The organism is Aquabacter sp., assembly GCF_965279295.1.
GTDB lineage: Bacteria > Pseudomonadota > Alphaproteobacteria > Rhizobiales > Xanthobacteraceae > Aquabacter.
In genome coordinates, this window is the sequence record NZ_CBDIHQ010000017.1 from 13,263 (window position 1) to 39,859 (window position 26,597).

The 26,597-nt window shown below is 64.7% G+C and carries 19 protein-coding genes and 1 pseudogene; 14 read left to right on the top strand and 6 right to left on the bottom strand.

Features of this window, described 5'->3' with window-relative positions; all coding sequences use genetic code 11:
- Nucleotides 1–12 precede the first annotated feature (12 nt).
- From ADADO0_RS14785 to ADADO0_RS14795, 3 genes are read left to right on the top strand one after another with little or no spacing between them, the layout of a single operon-like run.
- A complete protein-coding gene (locus ADADO0_RS14785; RefSeq protein ID WP_511305935.1) occupies nt 13–888 on the top strand; it encodes an FAD binding domain-containing protein in 876 nt (291 codons plus the stop codon).
- A complete protein-coding gene (locus tag ADADO0_RS14790; RefSeq protein ID WP_511305936.1) occupies nt 881–1,372 on the top strand; it encodes a (2Fe-2S)-binding protein in 492 nt (163 codons plus the stop codon). The genes ADADO0_RS14785 and ADADO0_RS14790 overlap by 8 nt, the downstream gene beginning before the upstream one ends.
- The gene (locus ADADO0_RS14795) at nt 1,372–3,708 is read left to right on the top strand and encodes a molybdopterin cofactor-binding domain-containing protein (RefSeq protein WP_511305937.1); all 2,337 of its coding nucleotides are present in this window, start codon (nt 1,372–1,374) and stop codon (nt 3,706–3,708) included. The genes ADADO0_RS14790 and ADADO0_RS14795 overlap by 1 nt, the downstream gene beginning before the upstream one ends.
- 64 nt (nt 3,709–3,772) lie before the next feature.
- On the opposite strand, the pseudogene ADADO0_RS14800 reads toward ADADO0_RS14795, so the two are convergent.
- A pseudogene (locus tag ADADO0_RS14800) lies at nt 3,773–6,722 on the bottom strand (PAS domain-containing protein).
- Between the two features lie 323 nt (nt 6,723–7,045).
- On the opposite strand from ADADO0_RS14800, the gene ADADO0_RS14805 reads away from it, so the two are divergent.
- The 3 genes from ADADO0_RS14805 to ADADO0_RS14815 are packed head-to-tail and all read left to right on the top strand — an operon-like array spanning nt 7,046 to nt 9,542.
- Nucleotides 7,046–8,200 (top strand): acyl-CoA dehydrogenase family protein, encoded by a 1,155-nt coding sequence (locus ADADO0_RS14805; RefSeq protein ID WP_511305938.1) that lies wholly within the window; start codon nt 7,046–7,048, stop codon nt 8,198–8,200.
- A gap of 14 nt (nt 8,201–8,214) precedes the next feature.
- Complete coding sequence (locus ADADO0_RS14810; protein ID WP_511305939.1) at nt 8,215–8,955, top strand: PIG-L deacetylase family protein; 741 nt, start codon at nt 8,215–8,217, stop codon at nt 8,953–8,955.
- Nucleotides 8,952–9,542, top strand: a complete 591-nt coding sequence (locus ADADO0_RS14815; RefSeq protein ID WP_511305940.1) for a class I SAM-dependent DNA methyltransferase — start codon at nt 8,952–8,954, stop codon at nt 9,540–9,542. Before ADADO0_RS14810 ends, ADADO0_RS14815 begins: the two co-directional genes overlap by 4 nt.
- A gap of 1 nt (nt 9,543) precedes the next feature.
- On the opposite strand, the gene ADADO0_RS14820 is transcribed toward ADADO0_RS14815, so the two are convergent.
- The 3 genes from ADADO0_RS14820 to ADADO0_RS14830 all read right to left on the bottom strand — a co-directional run bounded on the left by ADADO0_RS14820 (nt 9,544) and on the right by ADADO0_RS14830 (nt 14,557).
- Nucleotides 9,544–10,692, bottom strand: coding sequence for a glycosyltransferase family 2 protein (locus tag ADADO0_RS14820; RefSeq protein WP_511305941.1), 1,149 nt, complete (start codon nt 10,690–10,692; stop codon nt 9,544–9,546).
- Nucleotides 10,693–10,820: 128 nt separating this feature from the next.
- A complete protein-coding gene (locus ADADO0_RS14825) occupies nt 10,821–12,458 on the bottom strand; it encodes a hydantoinase B/oxoprolinase family protein (RefSeq protein WP_511305942.1) in 1,638 nt (545 codons plus the stop codon).
- Nucleotides 12,455–14,557, bottom strand: a complete 2,103-nt coding sequence (locus tag ADADO0_RS14830; protein WP_511305943.1) for a hydantoinase/oxoprolinase family protein — start codon at nt 14,555–14,557, stop codon at nt 12,455–12,457. The genes ADADO0_RS14825 and ADADO0_RS14830 overlap by 4 nt, the downstream gene beginning before the upstream one ends.
- A 201-nt stretch (nt 14,558–14,758) precedes the next feature.
- Here ADADO0_RS14830 and ADADO0_RS14835 point away from each other — a divergent pair, with 201 nt between their 5' ends.
- The 4 genes from ADADO0_RS14835 (at nt 14,759) to ADADO0_RS14850 (ending at nt 19,299) form a co-directional block, all read left to right on the top strand.
- Nucleotides 14,759–15,877: an ABC transporter substrate-binding protein gene (locus ADADO0_RS14835; protein WP_511305944.1), complete on the top strand. Its 1,119-nt coding sequence runs from the start codon at nt 14,759–14,761 to the stop codon at nt 15,875–15,877.
- A 76-nt stretch (nt 15,878–15,953) separates the two neighbouring features.
- Nucleotides 15,954–17,834 (top strand): ABC transporter permease, encoded by a 1,881-nt coding sequence (locus tag ADADO0_RS14840; protein ID WP_511305945.1) that lies wholly within the window; start codon nt 15,954–15,956, stop codon nt 17,832–17,834.
- Nucleotides 17,834–18,595 (top strand): ABC transporter ATP-binding protein, encoded by a 762-nt coding sequence (locus ADADO0_RS14845; protein ID WP_511305946.1) that lies wholly within the window; start codon nt 17,834–17,836, stop codon nt 18,593–18,595. The genes ADADO0_RS14840 and ADADO0_RS14845 overlap by 1 nt, the downstream gene beginning before the upstream one ends.
- On the top strand, nt 18,595–19,299 hold the full coding sequence (locus tag ADADO0_RS14850; RefSeq protein WP_511305947.1) for an ABC transporter ATP-binding protein: 705 nt from the start codon (nt 18,595–18,597) through the stop codon (nt 19,297–19,299). Before ADADO0_RS14845 ends, ADADO0_RS14850 begins: the two co-directional genes overlap by 1 nt.
- A 1-nt stretch (nt 19,300) precedes the next feature.
- Here ADADO0_RS14850 and ADADO0_RS14855 read toward each other — a convergent pair whose 3' ends face one another.
- Entirely contained in the window at nt 19,301–19,912 is a 612-nt protein-coding gene (locus ADADO0_RS14855; protein WP_511305948.1) for a TetR/AcrR family transcriptional regulator, read from the bottom strand.
- A 208-nt stretch (nt 19,913–20,120) separates the two neighbouring features.
- Here ADADO0_RS14855 and ADADO0_RS14860 point away from each other — a divergent pair, with 208 nt between their 5' ends.
- From ADADO0_RS14860 to ADADO0_RS14875, 4 genes are read left to right on the top strand one after another with little or no spacing between them, the layout of a single operon-like run.
- Nucleotides 20,121–21,374, top strand: coding sequence for a sarcosine oxidase subunit beta family protein (locus tag ADADO0_RS14860; RefSeq protein WP_511305949.1), 1,254 nt, complete (start codon nt 20,121–20,123; stop codon nt 21,372–21,374).
- A 10-nt stretch (nt 21,375–21,384) separates the two neighbouring features.
- Entirely contained in the window at nt 21,385–21,663 is a 279-nt protein-coding gene (locus ADADO0_RS14865; RefSeq protein WP_511305950.1) for a sarcosine oxidase subunit delta, read from the top strand.
- Nucleotides 21,663–24,596 (top strand): sarcosine oxidase subunit alpha family protein, encoded by a 2,934-nt coding sequence (locus ADADO0_RS14870; protein ID WP_511305951.1) that lies wholly within the window; start codon nt 21,663–21,665, stop codon nt 24,594–24,596. Before ADADO0_RS14865 ends, ADADO0_RS14870 begins: the two co-directional genes overlap by 1 nt.
- 1 nt (nt 24,597) lies before the next feature.
- Entirely contained in the window at nt 24,598–25,137 is a 540-nt protein-coding gene (locus ADADO0_RS14875; RefSeq protein WP_511306536.1) for a sarcosine oxidase subunit gamma family protein, read from the top strand.
- On the opposite strand, the gene ADADO0_RS14880 is transcribed toward ADADO0_RS14875, so the two are convergent.
- Entirely contained in the window at nt 25,134–26,345 is a 1,212-nt protein-coding gene (locus ADADO0_RS14880; RefSeq protein ID WP_511305952.1) for an MFS transporter, read from the bottom strand. The genes ADADO0_RS14875 and ADADO0_RS14880 overlap by 4 nt on opposite strands.
- Nucleotides 26,346–26,597 lie beyond the last annotated feature (252 nt).

Below are 26,597 nucleotides of genomic sequence, written 5' to 3' on the forward strand. Positions count from 1 at the left end.
GGGGAGGAAGCCATGAAGCCAGCCCCTTTCACCTATCATGCGCCAAGCACCCTCGATGAGATCGTCGGCCTGCTCGGCCAAAGCGACAACGCCCGCCTGCTCGCCGGCGGCCAGTCCCTCATGCCCATGCTGAACATGCGTTATGTGCAGCCGGACCTGGTTATCGACATCAACCGCGTGCCGGGCCTCGCCGGCATTGTTCTTGCGGGCGACGTGCTGGAGATCGGCGCCATGACGCGCCAGCACGAAGTGCTCACGTCCCATCTTGTGCGCACGCATGTGCCGCTTCTGGCGGAGGCGCTCTCGAACGTCGGGCATCTTCAGACCCGCAATCGCGGGACAGTAGGGGGTAGCCTTTGTCACCTGGACCCGGCAGCTGAAATTCCCTCGGCAACGCTCGCGCTCGGCGCCACGCTGGTTGCCACCGGCCCGGATGGTGATCGTGAGATTCCCATTGAGGACTGGTTTCTCGGCTACATGACGCCGAACCTAGCGCCGACGGAATTACTGCGGCTGATCCGCTATCCGATCCCGGCGCCCAAGCCGGTGTACGGCTTCCTGGAATTCGCCCGGCGCAAGGGGGATTTTGCCCTCGCCAGCGTTGCCTGCCTTCTGAACTTCGACGAAGGCGAGCGCGTGTCCGGCGCCACCATCGTCGTTGCCGGGCTCGACACGCGGCCGGTGCGATGCACCGGCGCGGAGGATGCGCTGCGCGGTGCTCCATTATCGGACGCAAGCATCGAAGCGGCGGCCGGCACCTTCGCCACATTGGAGGTCCTCGGCGATGCCTATGCCGACGGCCCTTATCGAATCCGCCTGGCGCAGGCCCTTCTTAAGCGCGCCATCACCCGTGCCACCGCACGCGCCAGGGAGGCAACCGATGCCTGACATGCGGCAGATCAACGTAACCATCAACGGTGAGAGCATCTCGCGCACGGTTGAAACGCGCATGCATCTCGGCGACTTCCTGCGCCACGAACTTGACCTCACCGGCACGCATATCGGTTGCGAGCACGGCGTCTGCGGCGCGTGCACGGTCATCATCGACGGGCGCGCAGTGCGCTCCTGCCTGATGCTGGCGGTGCAGTCGGATGGTGCGGACATCCGGACGATCGAGGGCTTCGCACCCGACGAAAAGACGCTGCATCCGGTTCAGGAAGCCTTCTGGAACAATCATGGCCTTCAGTGCGGCTTCTGTACGCCGGGCATGCTCGCCACCCTGATCGCATTGCTGGAGGATGATCCGCACCGCGACGAGGAAGAAATACGCGATGCCATCTCCGGCCATATCTGCCGCTGTACCGGCTATCAATCCATCGTTGCGGCGGCCCTCGAAGCGGCGGCTGTTATGGCGGCCAGGGAGAAAGCGTGATGGGCGCGCGACAGATCGGCCAAGTGGTCAAGAGGGTTGAGGACAAGCGTCTCCTGACAGGTAAGGGACGGTATGTGGACGACATCAAGCTGCCGGGCATGCTGCACGGCGCCTTTGTCCGAAGCAGCCTCGCCCATGCCCGCATATCGGGAATTGATGTGCGGGCAGCGCAACAGCTTCCCGGCGTCCATGCGATCCTCACCATGGATGATTTCGGGCCGGAGTTTGCCCGGAAGCGCATGCCGCAGACCTTTCCCCATCCCCTGCTGAAACAGGGGCGGGTTCAGTATCCGCTGGCGCAGGATGAGGTGTGCTACGTGGGCGAAGCCATCGCCCTCGTCCTGGCCGACAACCGCTACATCGCCGAGGACGCGGCGGCGCTGGTCGAGGTGGATTATGACGCGCTGCCTGCGGTGGCAGATTGCCTTTTGGCGGCAGTCCCTGGGGCTGCGAGGGTCCATGACGGCGCACCCGACAACATTGCGGGGCGGATCGCCGGCAAGTTCGGCGATGTCGAAAGGGTGTTTGCCGGCGCGGCCCATGTCTTTCAGGAACGCTACACCCTGCATCGCGGGGGCTGTCATTCCATGGAATGCCGGGGCGTGATCGCGCGCTACGAGGCGGACGAGGATCAACTCACAGTCTGGTCCTCCACCCAATCGCCTTATCCCGTCTCGCGGTTCGTCGCGGACTATCTCGGGCGCGACGAGAACCGCACGCGTGTGATCGCGCCGAACGTCGGCGGTGGCTTCGGCCCGAAAGCGGCGGTCTATCCCGAGGAGATCGCCCTCTCTCTCGCGGCCATGACGGTCGGGCGGCCGGTGAAATGGATCGAGGACCGGCGCGAGCATTTCCTGTCCACCACCCAGCAGCGCGACCAGATATGGGACGTGGAGATCGCCGCAGCCGCGGACGGGCGGATGCTCGGTCTGCGCGGCCATGTGATCCACGATAATGGCGCCTATGTGCCATACGGGCTGCTGCTGCCTCTGACCTCGCTCTCCCCGATGCCGGGTCCCTACGCGTTGGAGGCAATCGACCTGACGGTGGACGTGGTCTACACAAACGCTGTCCCGACGTCTCCGGTTCGTGGGGCAGGCCGGCCCTATGCCGCCTTCATCCTGGAACGGGCGATCGACCTCATTGCCATCAAGCTCGGCCTGGACCGGGCCGAGGTGCGCCGGCGCAGCATGGTTCGGCCGGAGCAGATGCCCTACCAGACCGGCATGAAGTATCGCGATGGCTCGCTCATCAGCTACGACAGCGGCGATTACCCCAAGTGCCTGGATATGGCGCTGGAACTGGCTGACTACGCGGGCTTCCGGGCACGCCAGGAGGCCGCGCGCCGGGAGGGGCGGTATCTCGGCATCGGCATCGGCAGCTATATCGAAGACACCGGCATCGGCCCCTATGAAGGCGCGACGGTGCGGGTACAGCGCAATGGCAAGGTGGTGATCCTCACCGGCGCCGCCAGCCAGGGGCAGGGCCATGCCACGATCTTCGCGCAGATCTGCGCCGATCAACTGGGCGTGGACCTCTCGCAGATCGAGGTGGAATCCGGCGACACAGGGCGCTTTCCCATGGGCATCGGGACGATCGGGAGCCGCATCGCGGTCACTGCCGGTTCATCGGTGTTCCAGGCGGCAGGCGAGGTGCGCGAGAAGGCACTGAAGGTTGCTGCGGAGATACTGGAAGCGGCCGAGATCGATCTGGAGCTGCGCGATGGCGCGGTTTCGGTGGTGGGCATTCCGGGCCACAAGGTCACTCTGGCCGAGATCGCCCATAAGCTGATCTCCTCGCCGGGCGTTGCCTTGCCGGGCGCCTTCTCGGCCGGGCTGGAGGCGACGGCTTATTTCTCTCCCGGCACCAAGACGCCCTATGCCAACGGCACGAATGTCGCCGAGGTGGAGGTCGATATCGAGACCGGCGACGTGAAGATCCTGCGCTACAGCGTCGGCCATGACTGCGGCACCCTGCTCAACCCCATGCTGGTGGATGGTCAGATCGTCGGGGGCGTGGTGCACGGCATCGGCAATGCGCTTTACGAGCGCATGATGTTTGACGGGGAAGGCCAGCCGATCACCATGAATTACGGCGAATACCTGCTGCCGCTCGCCAGCGAGATGCCGCACATCTCCATCGTTCACATGGAAAGCCCTTCGCCGCTCAATCCCCTGGGCGTCAAAGGGGCAGGCGAGGGCGGGACGATCCCTGCCGCGCCCACGATCATCGCCGCAATCGAGGACGCTCTGGCGCCCTTCGATGTCCGAATTGCCTCCCATCCTGTCAGCCCGGCGGAGATCGTGCGGCTCATTGAGGGGGCGTCAGCGCCCTGACGGCATCATTGTGCGTTATTGAGCGGCCCAGGCGGCCGCTCAATAACGCATGGTCGGCAGTGGTTCAGCGACGACCATTCAGTGCGGTTTCGATAACCATCGCCAGCGAGCCCGCGTCATACGGCTTGGCCAGGATGAGCGCATCCGGTTCGCCGCGTGCCGCGCTTGGGTCGCCAGTTGCAAATATGACGACGATCGATGGCCGAAGTGCTTTCGCCTGCTGAGACAGGTCTAGCCCCGACATGCCCGACAGATTGATGTCGGTGACAAGGATATCGATCAGAAAAGTCTGAAGCGCCTTGATCGCTTCTTCGGCAGTCGCCGCCTGAACCACGATGAAGCCCGCGTCCTTGAGCATCTCTTCGGTATTCATACGGATGAGCGGATCGTCCTCGACCAGGAGTACGGTCCTTTGAGGGGGTTCTATTGTTGTGACTGGCGGCATTTCAGCCGTCCCGATTGTGGCTGGTCGGATGGTCTTTACGGTCCGCTGGGATTGATTTGCCAGTACGTGGCGAAGCTTGCGGGCCAGGACTTCGCGTGTATAGGGCTTCGATAAAAGCTCGACGCCTGCGTCCAGCTTCCCCCCGTGAACAATTGAATTCTCAGTATAGCCGGAGGTGAACAGCACCGCGATTTCAGGAAGTCGCTCGCGCGCTTTGCGCGCCAGTTCGGGGCTCTTCAGGGTCCCGGGCATCACCACATCGGTGAAGAGAATGTCGATGGGAATGCCGCTGTCCAGTACGGTCAGCGCACTCGCCGCGTCCACCGCCTTCAGCACGCGATAACCGAGGTCGGACAGCATCGCGATGACGGTCTCCCGAACGTCTGCATCATCTTCAACCACCAGAACGGTCTCGGTCCCGCCGGAAATCGGGCCGTTCTCGACGACGACTTCGACATCTTCCGCCTGCATCGCGCGTGGCAGGTAAAGCTTGAGCGTGGTGCCGTGGCCGACCTCGGAATAGATCTTCACATGGCCGCCGGACTGCTTCACGAACCCATAGACCATGGAGAGTCCAAGGCCGGAGCCTTTACCCTCGGCCTTTGTCGAGAAGAACGGCTCGAACACCTTGTCGATGATGTCTGCGGGCATCCCGCACCCGGTGTCGCTCACGGCTAGCATGACGTATTGGCCGGCCGTGACCTCGTCGTGGGTGCGCGCATAGGCATCGTCGAGATGGGCATTTGAAAGCTCGATGGTGAGCTTGCCACGGCCATCCATCGCATCGCGCGCGTTGATGGCGAGATTGAGCAGCGCGTTCTCGATCTGCGCCGGATCGATGAAGGTGTTCCAGAGACCGCCGGAGAAGATGGTCTCCACCTCGATGGCTTCGCCGATGGCCCCGCCGGATCATGTCGTCCATGTCGCGCACGAAACGGCTGATGTTGACGACCTTCGGCTCCAGCGCCTGGCGGCGACCAAACGCCAACAACTGGCTGGCAAGCTTCGAGCCGCGCGAGACGCCTGCCAGCGCGTTGGCGATCCGTGTCTCGGCGCGTGGGTTGCCGGCGACATCGCGCGTCAGAAGCTGGAGATTGCCCGACACAACCTGAAGAAGGTTGTTGAAGTCGTGCGCGACGCCGCCGGTGAGCTTGCCGATGGTTTCCATTTTCTGCGCCTGGGCGAGTTTCGCCTCGGCCTCCTGCCGCTCGGCGATTTCCGACATCACCCGTGCCTCGAGCGTCTCGTTTAACTGGCGAAGCTGCTCCTCCGCCCGTTCGCGATGCTTCACCTGGCGGACCAGGGCGTCCGCCTGTTTCCGCAGCGAGGCCTCGGCCGCACGTTGGTGGGTGATATCGGTATGGACACCGACCCATTCGGCGATCACGCCCGCGCTGTCCAGGATCGGCAGCGCGCGGATCGAGAACTGACGCCATTCCCCGTCATGGCGGCGGACGCGGTGCTCGTGAATGAACATCGACTTGGCGTCGACCGCCGCCTGCCACGCGACGACCGAAGTCGCCCGGTCGTCCGGGTGGACCGCATCGGCCCATCCAAATCCCTGATACTCAGCCTTGGATTGGCCGGTCAGTGCGGCCCATCCGGCCTGCTCGCCCGCCATCCGCCCCTCGGCGCTGTTGGTCCAGAGCACGCCCTGGACAGCGCCCATGGCGGTGCGAAAGCGTGCATTGCTGATGGCAAGCGCGGCCTCGCGCTCCGCCCGTTCGGCAATATCGATTCCCAGCACATAAATGCCGGGCACCGATCCATCCGCCTCTATGCGCGGGACATAACGCACCTCAAGGCGGCGGATTTCTCCGTCGTGACGCGGAACATCCGCCTCGGCTGAGAACGTCTCGCCGGCGAACGCGCGATCAATCGCGGATAATCTGCTGTCATAGGCGGCCTGTCCTATGGCACTGGCGACGTGGCGGCCGAGAAAGTCGCCGGGTTTCTTGCCGAACCATTCGTAATAAGCCGCATTCGCAAACCGATAGATGTGGTCGCGGTCTACGTAGGAAACCAGCATGGGCACGGCATCCGTAACCCTGCGGAGTTCCGCTTCGCTGGAGGCCAGTCGGCCCTCTATCGCCTTGCGCTCGCTGTTGTCCACCACCGTGCACATGACGCCGCCGATCGTGCCGTCGGCTTCGTAGACCGGGGTGTAGAACAGATCGAAGATGAACTCTCGCGCCTCGCCATCGCGTACCAAGACCATGGGCTGGTCCCGATAGGAGCGGAGTTCGCCACGAAAGCCCGCCTCGAGCATCTGGCGGTTCCAGTCCCAGATCTCCGCCCAGATTTCCGCGACCTTCCCGCCAAGCGCGGCCGGATGCTTCGCGCCGGCGATTTCACGATAGGCATCGTTGTAGAGCATCACATGGTTTGGTCCCCACATGAGCACCTTCGCCACAGGCGAATTGACGATGTTCGCGACCGTGCTTCTCAGGCCGACCGACCATTTCTCCACGGGTCCAAGGTCGGTTCCCCGCCAATCCTTGTCGCGGATGAACGCGCCACATTCTCCGCCGCCGATGGGCCATCCCGCCGGCACATGGGCGGCGGTCACATGGGCAGCCGGCTCGCGCCCTGTCTGCAGAGCACCAAAGGCGACGAGGACCAGTTCCTGCGCGTCCGAATAGACACCGGAAGCTAGGCAGTCATTGACGAAACCCTCGAGTTCGGGGCTTAGCGATACATTGAGGGATCGGCCAGGGAGCATGAGCCGTGGTGGCAGATCGGCCTTGGGGTGTCAAACAACATGGCCGACACCTTTTCCGTTATCAGCCGAACGCGTGGCAAAGTTCCCGGTTCGCGGCGCTTCCCTTTGGAACCGGGCTGCTCAGGGCGGGGTTTCTCGTGACTGCCCTGACGTAAATCCGCGAGCCCCATATGTCGTTGTCGTTCGCCCCGAGAAAGATCGACGAAACCGGCTTCTCCCACCGGGGCGCGGCTGAGGACGCCGTTATGGCATCGCTTGCGCCCGCGCTTGCATTTGCACAGGGCCATGCCGCCTCGGTTGATCGATGCGGTGCCGTCATGCGGGAGGAGTTTGAAAAACTTGTATCGACCGGCGTCCTGTTGAGCCCTCTGCCACCCTCTCATGGTGGGCTGGGTGCGGGAACGACCGGCCTCGGGGCGCCCTTGCTGGTCCGCCTCCTGCGTGCCTTCGGATATGCCAGCCTGCCGCTCGGCCGCCTGTTCGAGGGCCATGTGAATGCCCTTCACCTCATCAGCCGATATGGCACCGCCGAGCAGACGCGGAACGCGGCGCGCGAGGCCGCGCAGGGAAAGGTTTTCGGGGTGTGGAACACCCAGGGTGCCGACGGCCTCCAGTTGTACTCTGAAGGCTCTGTCTCTCATTTGAAGGGCGCCAAGACATTTGCGTCGGGGGCGGGGTTCCTGCAGCGCCCGCTGGTCACGGCCCGGACACCGCAAGGTGAGGTGCAACTGGTATTGCCGCGCATTCCCACCGAAGAGCTTGAGGCGCGGGCGGACCTTTCAAGCTGGACCGCCACGGGAATGCGCGCCTCGGCGACCGGGCGTTTTGAATTCTCGGGCCTCATTGTGCGCCAGGATGACCTCATCGGCCAAGTTGGCGATTATGAACGCCAGCCGACCTTCTCCGCCGGTGCATGGCGTTTCCTTGCGGTACAGCTGGGAGGAATGGAGCGCCTGCTGGATGAAGCGCGCACACATCTCGTGTCGTTGAACCGACTGGAGGATCCGCATCAGCTTTCGAGGATGGGCGAGGCCGTCATCGCTGTGGAAACAGCCCGCCTGTGGGTTTCCCATGCCGCCGAGCGTGCCGAGCTTTCCCCCGATGAAGCCGCCGTTGCCTACGTCAATCTGGCGCGTTGTGCGGTGGAGCGCGCGGGCCTCGATCTGCTTGAACACGTCAACAGGTCGGTGGGGCTCGCAGGTTTCCTGGCGCCTCACCCGGTCGAGCGGATCAGCCGGGATCTCTCCACTTATTTGCGTCAGCCGGGCCCGGATCGTGCCCTCGTGGAAGGTGCGCGTGCCGTCATGGCGCGGCACCAGCTTTGAAAGGATCGCCTGCGTTGAGCAAGACGACAGCCGCCCAGGCTCTGGCCGCCATGGAGGATCTTCCGCTGTTCCGCTTTGAGGACATCAAGGCGAGAAGCATCACCATTATCGCCCCCCATCCCGACGATGAAAGTCTCGGTTGCGGCGGCCTCATCCGCGCCGCTCGGGACCGGGGCATTCCGGTGGGCATCGTCATCGTGAGCGATGGGACCGGCTCCCATCCCGGTTCGCCGTCTTATTCCGCGGACGGCTTGCGGGCGCTTCGAGAGACCGAAGCACGCCTTGCTGCGACAGAACTTGGTGTTCCCCAGGACAATGTCCATTTCCTGCGCCTGCCGGACCGCTTCGTCCCCAGCGACGGGCCGTCAGCGGAGGCGGCGGTTGATATACTGAACGAGATCATCCGGGTCAGCGAAAGCGATTTTGTCGCCGTGACTTGGGGCGAGGATCCTCATTGCGATCACAAGGCTGCCGCCGCCCTCGCCCGCGCGGCATGTGCCAAGAGTTCCGCTCGGCTTTTCGCCTATCCAATCTGGGGTCGCGTTCTGCCGCCGGACGCGCCGGTAAAGGCTATCTCCCACGGTTTCCGCTTGAACGTGGAAGGCGAAATGGCGGCCAAGCGCAAGGCGATTGCGGCGCATCTGTCCCAGACATCGAACCTGATCGAGGACGACCCTAACGGCTTCAGGCTGACGCCGGATCAGCTGGCGCTTTTTGATGCACCTTATGAAATTTACCTGGAGATGAGCACATGACACGGGCGGCCACCTCCCTCCCGGCTGCATATTTTGACACGCTTTATCGCCGCGATCCGGATCCCTGGAGCTTCGCGACCAGCGCGTACGAGGATGCCAAGTACCAGGCGACCCTGGACGCGCTTCCCCGTGCCCGATACGCGGCGGCATTGGAGGTGGGATGTTCAATCGGCGTCCTCACGCAGCAGCTCGCACAACGCTGTGATGGCGTGATGGCGCTGGATGCCGCCGAGGGGGCGCTGAAATCGGCGCGCCGTCGATGCCAGGGGCTTGAGAACATTAGCTTTGCGCGGGGGAGGGTGCCGCAGGAATGGCCCGATGGTAAATTCAATCTCATCGTGTTGTCGGAGGTTATCTATTATCTCGACCGAGCGGATATCGGCAGGCTTGCGGACCGGGTAAAAGGCTCGCTCCGGGCCGGGGGCCATGTCCTTCTCGTGCACTGGATCGGCGATACGGACTATCCCCTCAGCGGAGATGAAGCGTCTGAGCTTTTCATCACGCATATGGAAGGCGTGGCGCGTCAGGTGCAAAAGGCCCGCACCGACCGATATCGCCTGGACTGTCTGGAAGCCCTGTCAGGCTGAGCTACATTGATGGGTCTCTGTTTCGAGACAGCATCATGTCTGCGGCGGTGATCTGCGCGGGCATCTCGCTGGGCCTCAGGGCGCGTGCACTGAGCAGTGGGCTTGCGGTCTCCACCTTCGCCCAGAACGCTCCAAAATGGGGCTCGGAGGTCCAGCCTGACGCTTCGGCCGGAAGGTGGAGGCTTTTCCACCACGCGGTTTCACTGCCCATCTGTGAGGCGTGCATGGCCCGCAACCGGCGCCGCCAGGAAAAGCGATGCGCGGCCAATGCCAGGGGCTCCAGCGTGATATCTCCCGGCATGTCGGGCTCCTCGCAGCGCGCCCTCAATGTCTCCGCCGAGCCGCCCTTTGCCCTTCCTTTCAGGCGAGCCGACGTGACCACCACGATATCGGGCGCGTGCCGGATCGGAATGTCGTGGCAGTCCAGCGCCTGCGCCAAAGCGCGATCCTCTCCGCACGGAATTTCCGGCAGGCCGCCGATGGCCCGATATGCCTCAAGGGTCACGGCATAGCTCGCGCCGGAGGCATCGCGATGGTTCGGCCAGGGGTCGTGCGGGCGCGGGTCGATCTGTGCAGCCAGTCGGACCAGCCGTGCCTCGTAGGCTTGCTCCAGCCGCAGCCGCTTCAGCAGCGCCAGGGGCAGCGATGTCTGCGTCTCGGTGTCTAGGGAAAAGCGCCCCGCAACCGCGCCGGAACCGCGCCGGATCGCCTCAAGATTGCGTGCCACCCAATCTCGGGGAACGAGGCTGTCGGCATCGGTGGTGAGCAACAGGCCATTCCCCATTCCGGATCGCTCAAGCCAAAGCGCCGCGATGTCCATGGCGAGACGCCTGGCCGCTCCCGCGTTCGCACGTTCGGGGGGCAAGCGCACGTCGGCGAGAACGAACGGCACATCGGACTGCGCGAGGCATGCCCTGGCCCGGTCAGCCGACCCGTCCGTACAATTGTTCAGAAGCAGCACGATGCCGAAGGCGAAGGGGCTTAACCGCGTGCCGTGCTGATCGGTTTGTCGCAACAAAGCATCGAGGCAAGCGCCGAGGACGATCTCCTCGTCACGGACCGGAATGGCGACCACGGCTTCCATGGGCGGCAGGTTCGCAGGGATGCCGCGCGCATCTTGCAAATTATGACGGTGATTTCCGCGGGACACGCTCGATACCCATATTTTCCATGGGGGGAACGCCGTGTTTTTCCTCAGGTTCCAAGCGGGCGAGCGCGCGAACCATGATCGCGGTTAGGGGCGGGAAGCCTGTCTCTGACGTCCCGCCCAAAAGCGAATTAAAGCCCGTAGACCGCCTTCGCCCGCTCGGCGCTGATATAGCCGGCGCGAACGTCTTCGCGCACGGTGCTGCGGTCGCGCTCCAGCGGCGAACCCACCCCGCCGCCACCCGCTTCGCGCAAGGTCATCCGGTCGCCGGGCGCCAGGACATGGCGTCCGCGCGGGTCCACCTTGTGCCCGTTGATCAGATGCTCGCGCCGCGTGGCATCGCGTCCGCCGCCAAGGCCCTTGGCGGGGAATTCCGTGCGGTTGGCCATGGAGAAGACCACCACATCGGAGCCGGTGTCATTGCGGAACTGGATTTCCTGACCAAGCCCGCCACGCGCCGCTCCGGCACCGTCGGAATCCTGCAAAAGATGCTTGTGCTCGATTGTGAGGCCGGTCCGGTTCTCCCAGATTTCCACGGGCACGCAGCCCATGTTCGAAGGGCCGGGCGTGGTTGAATAGCCGTCGAGCCCTGATTGCGCACCGAAGCCGCCGGCCGCGAAATACAGCGCGGACATCTCGCGGCCGTTGGGCTGACGACCCTGGAACGTGACGATGTTGATCATCCCGCAATCGGCCTGGACCCGCTCCGGCAGAGCCTCGGCAAGGGCCCCGAAGATCAGCGGTGTCACGAAGTGCCCGACGATGTGGCGCCCGGCGGTGGCCATGGGCGGCACGGCGTTGAGGATCGAGCCTTCCGGTGCTCTGACAGTGACGGGCGCAACCGAGCCTTCGTTGTTGGGGATTGAAGGCGCGGTGAGGCATTTGATCGAGAACAGCGCCATGGCGCGGGTGTAGCAGAACGGCACATTGATGCCGGCGCGCACCGCCGGGCTCGACCCATCGAAATCGATGGCGATGGAGTCGCCGGTTTTCTCGATGCGGCAGGCAAGGTGTAGGGGGCCATCGACACCCTCAAAATCCACGCTGTTCCGGTAGGTGCCATCGGGGATTTCGCGAATGCGGGTCCGCATGGCCTGCTCGGACTGCGCCTGGATTGCGCGCGAGAGCGGCACCAGATCGTCCACGCCATATTCCGACATGAACTCCACCAGATGCCGGGCGCCGACTTCCGTGCAACTGACATTGGCGAAGATATCGCCCAGGACCTGCTCTGGAACCCGCACATTGGTGCGGATGATCTCCACCAGAAGCGCGTTCAGTTCGCCGTCGTCGTAGAGCTTGCAGATCGGCAGCAGCAGGCCCTCGTGGTACATTTCTGTCGCAACAGCCGAGAACCCCATTCCGCCGATGTCGGGCAGGTGGGTGACGCTCATGGAATAGGCCACCAGGGCGCCGTTTCGGAACACCGGCCGCATCACGGAAATATCGAACAGGTGACCCGTTCCCATCATCGGGTCGTTGGTCACCACGACATCGCCGGGCTTTAGCGTGTGCGGTGGGAAGCGATCCAGCATATGGCGCAACGTCACCGGCGCGGTACCGACGAACACCGGGATTGAGCGCGTGCCCTGCACCATCATGCGGGCCTCGCGATCGAACAGCATCACCGAGAGGTCGTAGCCCTCCCGCACGATGGTGGAGAATGAGGTTCGCACCAGGGTCTCAACGATCTCGTCGCTGATGGAGATCAGCCGGTCCCACATGATGCCGAGGCTGAGAGGATCGATCCCGGTCACGGTGTTGCTCATGCGACCTCTCCTTGTGCATCGGCCGCGGCGGCGAGTTCCACCACGAGGTTGAACGCGGCATCGACGCTGGCGACATCTCCCACCCGCAGCAGGCAGGTGGATTCGCGCTCCTCGACCACCGCCGGGCCGGCGATCTTCATGCCGGGTGCGAGGGCGTAGCGGTCATAGACATCGATCTCGGCGAAGCCGCCCTGTTCGGGAAGATAGGCGCGCCGGCGTCCCTTGAGAGGGGTGCCGGCGGCAACCGGAGCGCCGATCTCCGACGCCAGGAAGGGGGCTGGGCCGCGCACCTCCACCTTCCAGCTCACCAGTTCTACCGGCTCCGTCAGAGCATCGACCCTGAATGCCGCGCGATATTGCTCGGCAAACATCCCCGGCAGTTCGTCAAACACCTCTCGCAGCGGGCGGTCGGGCAGGATCAGCTCGATCTCGTGGCCTTGCCCGCGATAGCGCGCATCGACGCGAAGGTCCCGAACGATGTCCGTCGGTTTGATGCCGGCCTTGAGCAGGAAGCTGGACGCTTCCTCCACCAGCGCATCAAGGATGGCGGCGAAGCCATCGGCATCTAAGCGGCCGATCTCCACCAGATGCGAACGCGCCAGTTCGAACGAGAGCGGGCTCGCCAGCAGGCCTAGCGCCGACATGACGCCCGCGCCCGGCGGCAGCACGATACGCGAGGCCCGCAGCTTGCGTGCGACGCCAGTGGCATGGATGGGGCCGCCGCCGCCGAACGCGATGATGGTCGCCGCGCGGCAGTCGAAGCCACGCTCGATGGCGTGGATGCGGAAAGCGCGCGCGATATCCTCGTTGACCACCTCGTGGATGCCCCAGGCGGCACGGTAGAGGTCGATGCCGAGCGGCGTCGCCACATTGGCGGCTATGGCCGCTTCCGCCTGCTGGATGCCGAGCGCCATCTTGCCGCCCAGGAAGAAGGCGGGATCCAGCAGCCCGAGAACGAGGTTGGCATCGGTGAGGGTCGCCGAGGTGCCGCCGCGTCCGTAGCAGGCGGGGCCGGGGAAGGCGCTGGCGGAGCGCGGGCCAACCTTGAGAATGCCCCGCTCGTCCACAGCCGCGATGCTGCCGCCGCCGGAGCCGATCTCGGTCATGTCGATGACCGGCAGCTTCAGGGACAATCCGCTGCCGCGCTTGTGGTGGTAGGTTCGGGCGACCTCCATCTCGTATTTCTTCAACGCCAAGCCGTCGCGCACCAGCGCGCCCTTCGCCGTGGTGCCGCCGAGATCGAAGGCGAGCACATCGGCGATGCCGAGCCGCCGGGCGTGCTCGGCAGACATGAGAACACCAGCCGCCGGTCCCGATTCCAGCATGCGCACGGGATAGCGCCGCGCCGTGTCGGTGGTCACGGTGCCGCCGCTGGATGACATGATGTAGAGCCGCCCCTTGAAGCCGAGCCCGGACAGGCTGCGCTCGAGCCGGTCGAGGTAGCGATCGAACAGAGGTTGGGCATAGGCATTCACGGTGGCGGTGGTCCACCGCTCGAATTCGCGTAGATAGGGGAAGACGTCGGCGGAGGTGGAGACGTAGAGGTCGGGAAAGGCCGCTTCGACGATGCGCTTGGCTTCCTGCTCGTGCGCCGGATTGGCGTAGGCGTGCAGGAAGCAGATGGCGAGCGCCTCGATTTTCTCTCGCTCGATGAGCGAAGAGACCCGCGCCTTCACGTTCTCAACATCCAGCGGCGTCTCGATAGACCCGTCGTACCGCACCCGCTCGCTGATTTCCGCCCGACAGGCGCGCTCGACCACCGGCGGGGCGAACCGGATGCGCAGGTCGAACAGGTCGTAACGCTGCTCCAGACCCATATCCAGGAGATCGCCGAAGCCGGCAGTGACCAGCATGCCGGTGCGCGCGCCGCGCCGCTCGATGATGGCGTTGGTCACGAGTGTGGTGCCGTGGATGATTTCACCCACGTCCGCGATGGAGAGGCCGGTCTTTTCGAGCACCACTTGGATGCCCTCGACGACCGCTGAAGAGGGGTCAGCGGGTGTCGTGAGCTGCTTGTGGAGATGAAGACGGCCATCCGCTCCGCCCGACAGTGCGAAGTCGGTGAAGGTGCCGCCGATATCCACGCCGATCCTGATCATACGCCACCATCCCGCCGGACATTTCATGCGCGAACCGCAGGTGCGCATTCTCGGCATCGGGACGCGTCCGTCAACATACATCATTGTATGGAAAATGTGCACTACTGCTTGGTAATGCAGCGTGACAGCTTGTGATCGTTGATTTATCGTCTAGCGTCATAAGGGCAATAATGCTGTCTCGTACGTCGAGCGGAGGGGTTCATGAAGCACGCTGACATGTTCGCTGCACTGGTCCTCGCAATGGCGCTCGGCGCCGGCGGAGCACAGGCGCAGCAGGTCATCAAGATCGGGGTGGTCGGTCCTCTGACCGGGGCGTTTGCCGCCGCTGGGCAGAGCCAGATCACCGGTGCCGAGATGCACGCCAAGGAAATCAATGCCAAGGGCGGTCCGTACAAGATCGAGCTTCTGTCGGAAGACGACGCGAGCAATTGCGATCAGTCCGTGAACGCCACCGTGAAGCTGGTCACACGCGAGAATGTCGTGGCGATCCTCGGCGCCCTCAACAGCCCGTGTTCGCTGGCTATGGTGCCGATCACCAAACGCTACAAAGTGCCCCAGTTCACCGTCGGCGTCGGCGCCGCGATCACCAAGCAGGGGTCGGACTACGTGTTCCGCACGGCGGTCGGCGCGGATGGGCAGACCAAGGCGCTTGCCGACTTCTCCGTAAACAAGCTGGGCCTGAAGAAGATCGCGGTGCTCTATTCGGATGACGAGTACGGCTCGTCCATGGCGAACGGCTTCAAGACGGCGCTCGCCGCGCTCGGCGTTCAGCCGGTGGCATTCGAGAGCTTCCCGCGTTCGGATCAGGACTTCACCGGGCAGCTCACCAAGGCGAAGGACGGCGGGGCCACCGCGCTCTATGCGGTCGGCGCCTATACCGCTTCCGCGCTCATCGCAAAGCAGGCCAAGGCGCTTGGCATGAAGGTGAAGCTGCTCGGCGACACCGGAAACGCCACGCCGAAATACATCGAACTCGGCGGCGACGCGGTGGAAGGCGCGCTGGTGATGGAGCCGTTCACGCCGGTCGATCCAGACCCCAAGATCCAGGCGTTCGTGAAGGACTACAAGGCCCAGTATGGCCGCGATCCGGACGGTTGGGTGGCCGAGATGTATGACGCCGTCGGCATCATTTATGACGCGGTGGTCAAGGCGAAGAAGGTCGATCGGCAGGCGGTGCGCGACTATGCGGCCAGCCTGACGCCCGGAAATCCCTACACCGGCATTCTCGGGCAGTGGACTTTCGATGCCACCGGCGAGGCCCAGTTCCCCCTCTACAAGGTGGAAATCCAGTCCGGTCAGAAGGTGATCGTCGGGCGCTGAGGGCGTCTATCGCGAGCCGGGCCGGCAATGCGCGGCCCGGCATCCCTCAGACACGCCGAGATGGTGCGGTCAAAAGATGAATCTTGATACGATCGCGCAATTGGTCATTTCCGGGCTGACCATCGGCTGCGTCTACAGCCTGATCGGCCTCGGGTTTGCGCTGACGCTGAAGGCAACCGACCTCATCAATTTCGCGCACAGCGAGATGGTGATGCTCGGGGCCTTCTTCGGCCTCATGCTGACGGCCTGGTTCGGTGTTCCGTTTGTCGGGGCGGTCATCATCGCCGCGCTTGCCACCGGGGTGGTGGGCATCGTCATCGAGCGGTTCATTCTCGGGCCGATCATGGTGCGCAAGGCACCGCAGCTCAATCTGCTGATCGCGACGCTCGGCCTGTCTATCGCGCTCCAGGCCCTCGCCATCATTCTGTGGGGCCGCGAGCCCATCGCCTATCCAGACCTGTTCTCGTCCGAGCCGATTGTGGTGTTCGGGCTTCGCGTGCAGCCGCTCCAGCTTTGGATCATGGGCCTTAGCCTTGTCGCCATGGCGGCGTTGCAATGGTTCTTCCAGCGGACGATGACCGGCATCGCATGGCGCGCCGCCTCGCTGGACGCCACCACGGCGGCGCTCTATGGCGTCGGGCGCCGGCGCAATGTGGCACTTACGTTCGGCCTTAGCGCCGCTTTGGGCGGGGCCGCCGGCGTGTTGATCGCACCCCTCTTCTTCGCCTCGTTCGGGCTTGGACATTCGCTGATCATCAAGGCCTTCGCCGCGACCGCCCTGGGCGGGTTCGGGATTGTCGGGACCATGGTCGGAGGTTTGGCGCTGGGTGTCATCGAGACCCTGACGGCCGGGCTTATCTCCTCCGACTACAAGAATATCGTCACCTATTCGCTGCTGATCGCCATTTTGATGCTGTTCTTCCGCCCGCGCCTTCCCAAGGGCCGGCCGGCGGGAGATGCGGCGAAGGTGTCCGTGAGCGACGTGTCCGCCCTGTTTGCGGCCCCCAGCCGCAGGATCGCATTGGCCGTGGTTCTACTGGCGGTGTGGGCGGCCATCGGATGGTTCGGCGACGCCTACCTGCTGCGCATCGTCAATATGTCGCTGATCGCGGCGCTGGCCGCCCTGGGGCTGCAGGTGATCGTCGGTCTCACAGGCCAGTTCTCGTTCGGCCAGGCGGGGTTCTATGGCATCGGCGCCTATACCTCGGCATTGGTGACCATGAAGCTGGGCCTGCCGTTCTGGGTCGGCCTGCCGCTTGCCGGCATCATGGCCGGGCTGGGTGCTTTGGTGGTCGCGCCGATCCTGCGGCTGAGCGGCCATTTCCTCGCCATGGCGACACTGGCGCTGGGCGAAATCATCGTCCTGCTGATGCTGAACCTGAAGTTCATCACCAACGGCGCCTATGGGCTCTATGGCATTCCGTTGCCGAGCTTCGCTGGCTATGAGGTGGAGAGCGAGGTTGGGTTCTTCATCCTCATCTCAGCTGTCCTCGCACTGGTCTATTGGGGCGTGGTGCGTCTTCAGCATTCCCGTTTCGGACGCTCGCTGATCGCGGTGCGTGAGAATGAACTCGCCGCCATCGCCTGCGGTATTCGGGCGGATCGGCAGAAGGTGAAGGCGTTCGTCATCGGCAGCGGCTGCGCGGGGCTCGCCGGCAGCCTCTATGCGCACTACCTCGCCTATATCAGCCCCGAGAGCTTCTCCTTCCTGGTTTCGGTGCAGATGGTGACAATGGTGGTGATCGGCGGACTCGGTTCGCTGCCCGGCGCCATCATCGGCGCATTCGGCGTGACGCTTCTGCCGGAGCTTCTGCGGGTGCTCGCCGATTTCCGCCTCGTGGTCTACGGCGGGCTGATCATCGTGTTCATGCTGTTCCTGCCGGGTGGGTTGGCCGAACTGGGCCGCCGCGCAGCGGCGATCCTGCTGGCACCGCGCAAGGCGAAGGAGACGGTCTGATGCTCCTTCAGGTAGAGCGCGTCTCCAAACGCTTCGGCGGCCTCGCCGCACTCGACAATGTCTCGGTGGAGATCGCGCCGGGTGCGGTTGCGGGACTGATCGGGCCGAACGGCTCGGGCAAGTCCACCTTCTTCAACGTGGTCACGGGCGTCATTCCTTCCGACAGCGGGCGGATCGTGTTCCGGGGTGAAGAGGTCCAGGGCGCGACGCCGGACCGAAGGCAGCGCCTCGGGCTCGCCAGGACGTTCCAGGAAATCCAGTTGTTTCATGACATGACGGTCCTTGAGAACGTCATGGTTGGGGCGCACCGCACCGGCAAGGCCGATGTCTTCGGCGCCTTGCTGCGAACCTCGTCCGTACGCGCGGAGGAAGCTCAGTTGCGCGCCACGGCGCAGGAATGGCTGGCCTTCGTCGGCCTCTCCCATCTTGCCGGCGAACGCGCCCGCGCCATTTCCTATGGCCATCAGCGGCTGCTGGAAATCGCCCGTGCGCTCGCCTCCGGTCCCCAGCTTCTCATGCTGGACGAGCCGGCGGCCGGCATGAATCCGTTCGAGACGCGCGAACTCATGGCGCAGATCGAGCGCATCGCCGAGAAGGGCATCACCGTGCTGCTGGTCGAGCACAATGTGCGCATGGTCATGAGCCTGTGCCGACGCATCACCGTGCTTCATCATGGACAGGTGATTGCCGCCGGCGCGCCGCAGGATGTCCAGCGTGACCCGGCGGTGATCGAAGCCTATCTCGGACGGGCGGAAATCTGATGCTGGCGCTGAACGACCTTCATGTGGGCTACGGCCAGATCAGCGTCCTGCGCGGCGTTTCGCTCACCGTGCCGACCGGCGCCATCACCGCACTGATCGGCGCCAATGGGGCCGGAAAATCCACCACGCTCAACACCATCTCCGGGCTGCTGAAGCCGGTGCGCGGGGAGATCCTGCTCGAAGGCGCGCGCATCAACGGGATGACGCCGGAGCAGGTGGTGCGGCTCGGCGTGGTGCAGGTGCCCGAGGGCCGAAAGGTGTTCCGCAATCTCACGGTCCACGAGACCCTGCTAATGGGCGGCTACATCCATGCCGACAAGGCCCTCGTCGCCAAGGATATCGAGCGCATGTTCGAGGCGTTCCCCCGGCTTGCAGAACGGCGCAAGCAGATGAGCGGCACGCTCTCCGGCGGCGAACAGCAGATGCTGGCGTTCGCCCGGGCACTGGTGGCGCGGCCAAAGCTGCTGTTGCTGGACGAGCCCTCCATGGGGCTCGCCCCGCGGATTGTCGCAGAGATGGGTGGGCTGATCCGCGACATCCGCAAGCAGGGCGTTACGGTGCTGATCGTGGAGCAGAATGCCGCCCTCGCGCTGGCGGTGGCGGACGAGGGGCATGTGCTGGAAAGCGGCACGATTGCCGTCTCCTCCCCCGCGCGTGATCTTCTCGCCAACGATCGGGTCCGGGAAGCCTATCTCGGCATCTGACTCAGGCGCCATCCTTTTGGTAAGCCGCCGTGCCGACCGCGCCGGCGAGCACCGCCACATAGATGGGCAGCAGGGCCGCGCGCACCTCCCGGCTCTCCTTCACCCGCATCGCGTAATAGCCGACCTGGTGATAATAGGTGATGCGCGCGCGGACCTCCGCCTCAAGCGGTTCGAAGCCCATGGCGACATAGATTTTTTCCAGCACCGCCATGCGCGCGGTATCGCTCTCGCGCACCAGCCGCTTGACCTTGGGCACGCTGCGCGCCCAGTCGCGGACGGCGGAATCATAGTCGGGATCGAAGATCTTCGGGCTGAACCAGATGCTGACATAGTTGCGGAACTGCACCCCGGGCTGGCCCACATCATGGTCGAGGACATGAAGGAACGGCTCGGTGTTCTGCGCCCGCCAGGATTGCAGCAACGCGTTGAGCAGGTCGTCGCGGTTCTTGAAATGCCAGTAGAAGCTGCCGCGCGAAACGCCGAGCTGATCGGCGAGGCGGTCCACCTTCACCCGCTCGATCCCCTCGCGGACCAGACTCTGCCGCGCAGCGTCGATCCAGCTGTCCCGATCGAGCCGGACTGCCGGCGCAGCCCTTTCCTTTTTCTTCGGCACCACCCGTCGTCTCCCGCACGCGCTCGAAATTCGAGCATCCTCAGGCTATCCCATCTGATGCGCCGACCGCAAAGGCACAAGGCCGCGCCCCTTCCGTCTTGCGGCGCAACTCCATATTCAGTACAGTACTGTATGGAAATGGCTTGCCACTTTCAGCTATGAGCCGGCTTCGGCTGAGACTTGGCGTTGGGGGTCGATAAGGGTTCCGATGCAGCGTTATTCGGTCTTCTCGCTCCTGCGCCGGGGCCTCTCGCCGGACACCCCATGGCCGGCTATGTGGCGCGCGCCGGAGCCGAAGCCGGCCTATGATGCGATCATCATCGGCGGCGGCGGGCACGGGCTGGCGACGGCCTATTATCTCGCCAAGGAGCACGGCATCACCAATGTGGCGGTGCTGGAAAAGGGCTGGATCGGCGGCGGCAATTCGGGCCGCAACACAACAATTGTGCGCTCCAATTATCTGTTCCCGGAAAGTGCCCACCTCTACGACTTTGCGCTGCGCCTCTACGAGGGCCTGTCGCAGGATCTCAACTACAACGTGATGCTGAGCCAGCGCGGCGTTGCGATGCTTGCGCACAATCAGCACGAGCTTGAATCCTGCACCCATTGGGCCAACGCCATGCGTCTGAACGGGGTGGATTCCGACATCCTCTCGGCTGCCGACGTCAAGGCGTTGATCCCGTTCATCGACGCTTCGCCCAAGGCGCGTTACCCGGTGTGGGGCGGCTTCATCCAGCGTCGCGGGGGTGTCGCGCGGCACGATGCGGTGGTGTGGGGCTATGCCCGCGAGGCCGACCGGCGCGGCGTCGATATCATCCAGAATTGCGAAGTCACCGGCTTGCTGCGCGGCGCGAATGGCGCGGTGGTGGGTGTCGAGACCACACGCGGCACCATCCGCGCGAAACAGGTGGCGCTGACCGCTGCCGGGCACACCTCGGTTCTGGCCGGTATGGCCGGGTTCCGCCTACCGCTTCAGAGCTATGCCCTACAGGCCATGGTGTCAGAGCCGGTGAAGCCGTTCTTCGATACGGTTGCCATATCCCTGGCGACGGGGCTCTATCTCAGCCAGTCCGACAAGGGCGAGCTGGTGTTCGGGGCGGGCCTAGACCTCTATCATTCCTACGCCCAGCGCGGGAATTACCCGGTGACGGAGCGCGTGGTTTCGAGCGCCGTCGCCATGTTCCCCGCCCTGTCGCGGCTGAAGCTGCTGCGCCAATGGGCGGGCGTCGTGGATGTGTCGCCCGATTCTTCGCCCATCATCGGCCGGTCGCCGGTGGATGGCCTGCTCCTGAACTGCGGCTGGGGAACCGGCGGGTTCAAGGCGATTCCCGTGGGCGGATACATGCTCGCCTGGGAGCTTGCGAAGGGCAGCCCCCATGCCATTGCCGCCCCGTTCGGTCTCGGCCGCTTCTCCACCGGCGCGCTGGTGGATGAGGCCGCAGCGGCCGGCATTCCCCATTGAGGAGGCGCGGATGCTCCTGATCGACTGCCCGTTCTGCGGCCCGCGCGCCGAACTGGAATTCGCCTGCGGTGGGCAAGCCCATATCGCGCGCCCCGGTCCGCCCGCTTCCGTCTCGGCCGAAGAGTGGGAGCAATATCTCTATTACCGCGACAATCCCAAGGGTCTGGCGCGCGAACGCTGGCACCACAGGGGCGGATGCGGCCAGTGGTTCAATGCCGTGCGCGATACCGTGACCCACGAATTCAAGGCAACCTATCCGATGGGCGCCAGCGCGCCGGAGGTCGGCTGATGCCGCGCCTGAGCAAGGGAGGGCGCATCAATCGCGCGCGGCCCATTTCCTTCAGTTTCGATGGCCGCACCTACCAAGGCTTTGCGGGCGATACCCTAGCCTCAGCCTTGCTGGCGAACGGGGTGCTGCTGCTGGGGCGCAGCATCAAGTATCACCGACCTCGCGGCCTGCTCGGTGCGTTCGATGACGAACCGAACGCTATCGTCCGCGTCGGTTCCGGCAACCACGAGGACCCCAATGCCAAGGCAACCCGGCAGGATCTCTACGAGGGGCTGGACGCTCACCCGGTGAATTGCTGGCCCTCGCTGCGCTGGGATTTCGGCGCGGTGGCGGATCTCTTCAGCCGGTTTCTAACGGCGGGCTTCTACTACAAGACCTTCATGGGCTTTCCCGGCTGGCCGTTCTACGAGCGGCTGATCCGCCGGGCCGCCGGGCTGGGCGCGCTCTCCGAAGCGCCGGATGATGATCAGTACGTCAGGCGTCATGCGTTCTGCGATGTGCTGGTGGTGGGAGCTGGGCCTGCCGGTCTCGCCGCCGCCCGCGCCGCCGCCGCCACGGGCGCGCGGGTGATCCTGATGGACGATCAGTCCGAGCCCGGCGGTTCCCTGCTTTGGGAGGCGGGCGAGATTGACGGCGTCGCAGGCGACGCCTGGGCGAGCGAAACGGTTGCCGACCTGAAGGCCGCCAGCGTCACGGTGCTCCAGCGCACCAGCGTGCTGGGCTATTATGATCACAATTTCCTGCTTGCCGTGGAGCGGTGCGCCGACCATCTCGCGCCCGAGGCGCGGCAGGGCAGGGCGCGCCAGCGGGTCTGGCAAGTCCGCGCGGGCCGCGTGGTTCTCGCCACCGGCGCTATCGAGCGCCCGTTGCCGTTTCCGGACAATGACCGCCCGGGCATCATGCTGGCTTCCGCCGCGCGCCAATTCACCTTGCGCTACGCCGCCGCGCCGGGCGCGTGCGGGGTGTTCATCACCAACAATGACAGCGCCTATGCCGCCGCGCGTGATTTGCTCGCTGCTGGTGTGCGCATTGCCGCCATCCTCGACGTGCGCACCAGGCCGTGCGCTGGGGCGGACGAACTGCGGGCCTTGGGTGTGCGCTGTCTCGCCGGTGCCACGATCACCGCCACCCGTGGGCGGCAGCAGGTCACCGGTGTTCTCGCGACGCTATCGAATGGCAAAAGCGAATGGCTCGCCTGCGATTTTGTCGCCATGTCGGGCGGGTGGTCGCCCACGGTGCATCTGTTCTCGCAGTCCGGCGGCCGCTTGCGGTGGGATGAGAACCAACTCTGCTTCGTCCCCGATGTTTCGGTTCAAGACGAGGTATCCGCCGGCTCGGCGAACGGCGCCTTCGCTCTCATGGAATGTCTCCAACAGGGGCATCTGGCGGGCGCCGGCACCGCAATGCTGGATCTTGCCGCGCCTGTTACGTCTGAGGTCACAGCGCCATACGCCATCGCGCCGTTCTGGGTGACACCCGGCGCCAAGGGACGCCAGTGGATCGATTTCCAGAGCGACGTGACCCACAAGGACGTGGCGCAGGCGAGCGCCGAGAACATGATCTCGGTGGAGCATTTCAAACGCTACACCACCACCGGCATGTCTGCCGACCAGGGAAAGACCAGCAACGTCAACGCCCTTGGTCTGCTCGGCGCAGCCACCGGCCGTGTGCCCCAGGAGGTCGGAACCACGCGCTTCCGTCCACCCTACGTGCCGGTGGCCATGGGCGCGCTCGCGGCGGAGATGGTGGGCGACCTCTACGCGCCGCGCCGTTACATGCCGGCCCATGCCGCCCATATGGCGCTGGGCGCGGTGTTCGACGAATTCGGCGGCTGGCAGCGGCCGGATTATTACCCGCGCGCCGGTGAAAGCCGGGAGGCCGCGGTCGTGCGCGAGCACCGGACGGTGCGCGCGGGGGTGGGGCTGTTCGAGAGTTCTACCATCGGCAAGATTGCCGTGGAGGGCCGCGACGCCGCCGTATTCCTCCAGTGCATCTACGCCAACGAAATCCTGAAGCTGCGTCCCGGCCTGATCCGCTATGGCCTGATGCTGAACGAGAGTGGCGTCGTGATCGACGACGGCGTCTGCGTGCGCCTCGACACAGACCGCTTCCTGGTCAGCCCCACCAGCGGGGCGACGAACCGCATCCTCGCCTGGATGGAGGAATGGCGTCAGTGCGAATATCCCGACCTGGACGTTGAGATTTTCGACCTGACCACCGCTTGGGCCGCGTTAGCCATTGCCGGGCCGCATGCCCGCGATGTCCTGGCGGCGGCCGGCACGGATATTGATCTGTCCTCGCCGGCCTTCCCGCACATGCATTGTCGCGAGGGCCATGTCGCCGGCATCGCCGCGCGGGTAATGCGGGTGAGCTTTTCGGGCGAGCTTCAATATGAGGTGCAGGTGCCGGCTCGGCAGGCAACCCTTGCCTGGAATGCGCTTCTTTCGGCCGGCGCGCCGTTCGCGATGGCGCCCATCGGCCTCGAAGCCTGGCTTCGGCTGCGCCTGGAGAAGGGGTATCTCCACGTCGGCAGCGACACGGACGGGACGACCATTCCCGAGGACATCGGCTTTGGCGCTGCCATTGCCCGTAAGGCAGACGATTTCATCGGGCGTCGATCGCTCACGCGCGCCGCCATGATGGCGCCGGATCGTTTCCAACTCGTGGGGCTGCGCGCCGACGGGCGTGTGCCGCTGCCCATCGGCGGTTGCCTTCACGACGCGAGCCTGAGCCCGCCGGCGCCCATCGAGGGGCGCGTAACCTCAAGCTGCTTCAGCGAAATCTTGGATGCGCCGGTCGCGCTCGGCCTCGTGCGCGGCGGTCGCGCCCGCATGGGAGAGACGCTTGCGGTCCACCACGCGGGCACATCGCGTCGGGCAACCATTTGCGAGCCTGTGTTTTATGATCCGGCCGGGGAGCGTCTGCGTGCCTGACATGACCCGATTTGCCGACATGGCATCCGATGACCTGAGGGTGGAACAGGTGCCTGCCGGCGGCACCTTTCTGATTTCCGTGCGTCCCGATGCCGAAGCGGCGGGGCAGGTGGAATTGCCGGGCCTTGTCTGGCCATCGTTGCCCGGGCGATGGAACGGCGATGATCCCGGCGCCGCATTGATCGCGCCCAACCGCGTTCTGATCGCTTGCAGCACCGTGCGTCGTGCCGTGGTCACGGTGGAGCTGGCCGCCATGCGCGAGCGGGGACTTATCAGGGTCCATGACGTGGGCGATGGGCGGGTGTGGTTCAGGCTTTCGGGCCGCCGCGCGGCGGAATTGCTCAATTGCGGGATCGCGATCGATCTCTCGCCCGCACATTTCGCGGTTGGGGCCGTCGCATCGGTGCAGCTCGCCCGGGTCGCGATCCTGCTTCGGCGCAGCGCGGAGGGGTTCCACCTGCTGGTGGATGCGTCCTATGCGGATTATCTCGGCAGCTGGCTTACCCGCAACGCACGCCTTCTCGCGACCCTGCCGGTTTAAAGGGCTTTACGCCTTGCCGAAGTGGCCATAGCGGCGAGGGTGGTGACCGCAAGAACCAGCGGCACGAAGGACAGCCACAGGACGGTGTTCCATCCGTAGGTTGTCAGTAGGCTTCCCGAAAGGAAGGAGCCGAAGGCCATGGTTCCGAACACGATGAAGTCGTTAAGCGATTGAACCCGCGCGCGTTCTTCGGGCCGGTGGCATTCCAGAACCATGGAGGAGGCGCCAACGAAGCCGAAGTTCCAGCCAACGCCCAGCAACACCAGCATCACCCAGAAGTGGGCCACGTCCTCACCCGCCAGGCCGACGACGCCGGCAGCGGCGATCAATGCCAGACCGCAGCCGACGACCCTGATCGCGCCGAAGCGCATAATCAGGCGGCCGGTCACGAAGCTTGGGCCGAACATGGCGATGACATGCCATTGCACGCCGAGGTTCGCGGTTTCCTGGGAATGGCCGCAAAGCCTCATGGCGAGCGGCGCCGCGGTCATCAGGAAGTTCATCAAGAGGTAGGAGACGACGCCGCAGACGACCGCTCCAATGAAGCGCGGTTGCCGCGCGATGAGCCCCAGCGGGCGGCCTCCGGCGAGGTCGGCGGCGGTCGGCATGGGCAGTCGGACGCCGAAAAGTACGAGGGCGGAGAGCGCCGCGACCGCTGCTTGAGCAAGGAAAGTGGGCGCGAAAAGGTAGGGCTGCCAAAGGTTCATCGTATGGGTGACGAGCTGCGGGCCGATCACCCCGGCCACCACCCCACCCCCCATGACCAAAGAGAGGGCACGGGGGCGCTGGCTTAGGGGGACACAATCGGCGGCCGCGAAGCGGAAGGTGAGCACCACGGCGGCGTAGGCGCCGCCGAGGAAGGTTGCGGCGCAGAACAGCCAGAAGGAACCTTGCAGAACGGCGATCGTCGCGAGCAGTCCCGCCAGCACACCGCCGGCGGTGCCGAACATGAAGGCGGCGCGGCGGCCGTGGCGCTGAGCGATCGCCCCCGCCGGCAAAGTACAGGCGGCCATGCCCACGACGAAAATGGAAAGAGGCAGCGTTGCCAATGCTTTGCTGGGCGCCAGTACATTCCCGACGATCCCGCCGGTGGCATAGATGACCACCGCATTCGCCCCCGCCAGGGCTTGCGCCATCACCAGCCGCACGATGTTTCCACGCTGATTTGGCAAGGGGGAGGGGGTGGTGGAAGCGGGGGATTGGGACATGAAATTTACGCGTCCAATGAACTGTGCCGATACGAAACGCTGCGCGAGGAGGTGGTGCGGCCAGTCGCCGAAAAGCGCAAGTCCTTCCCAGCCGTTTAGTCGACATCGGCACCGACATCAGGCAGATCTACCGCCATGGCGGTATCGACGAACGCCATGTCGAGCACCTTGAACGACATGCTTTTCGACAAAGATGCCGGCCAGCCGATGTTTCGCGGCGACAGCCGGGACTGCCGAGTTGATCCTGCTCCG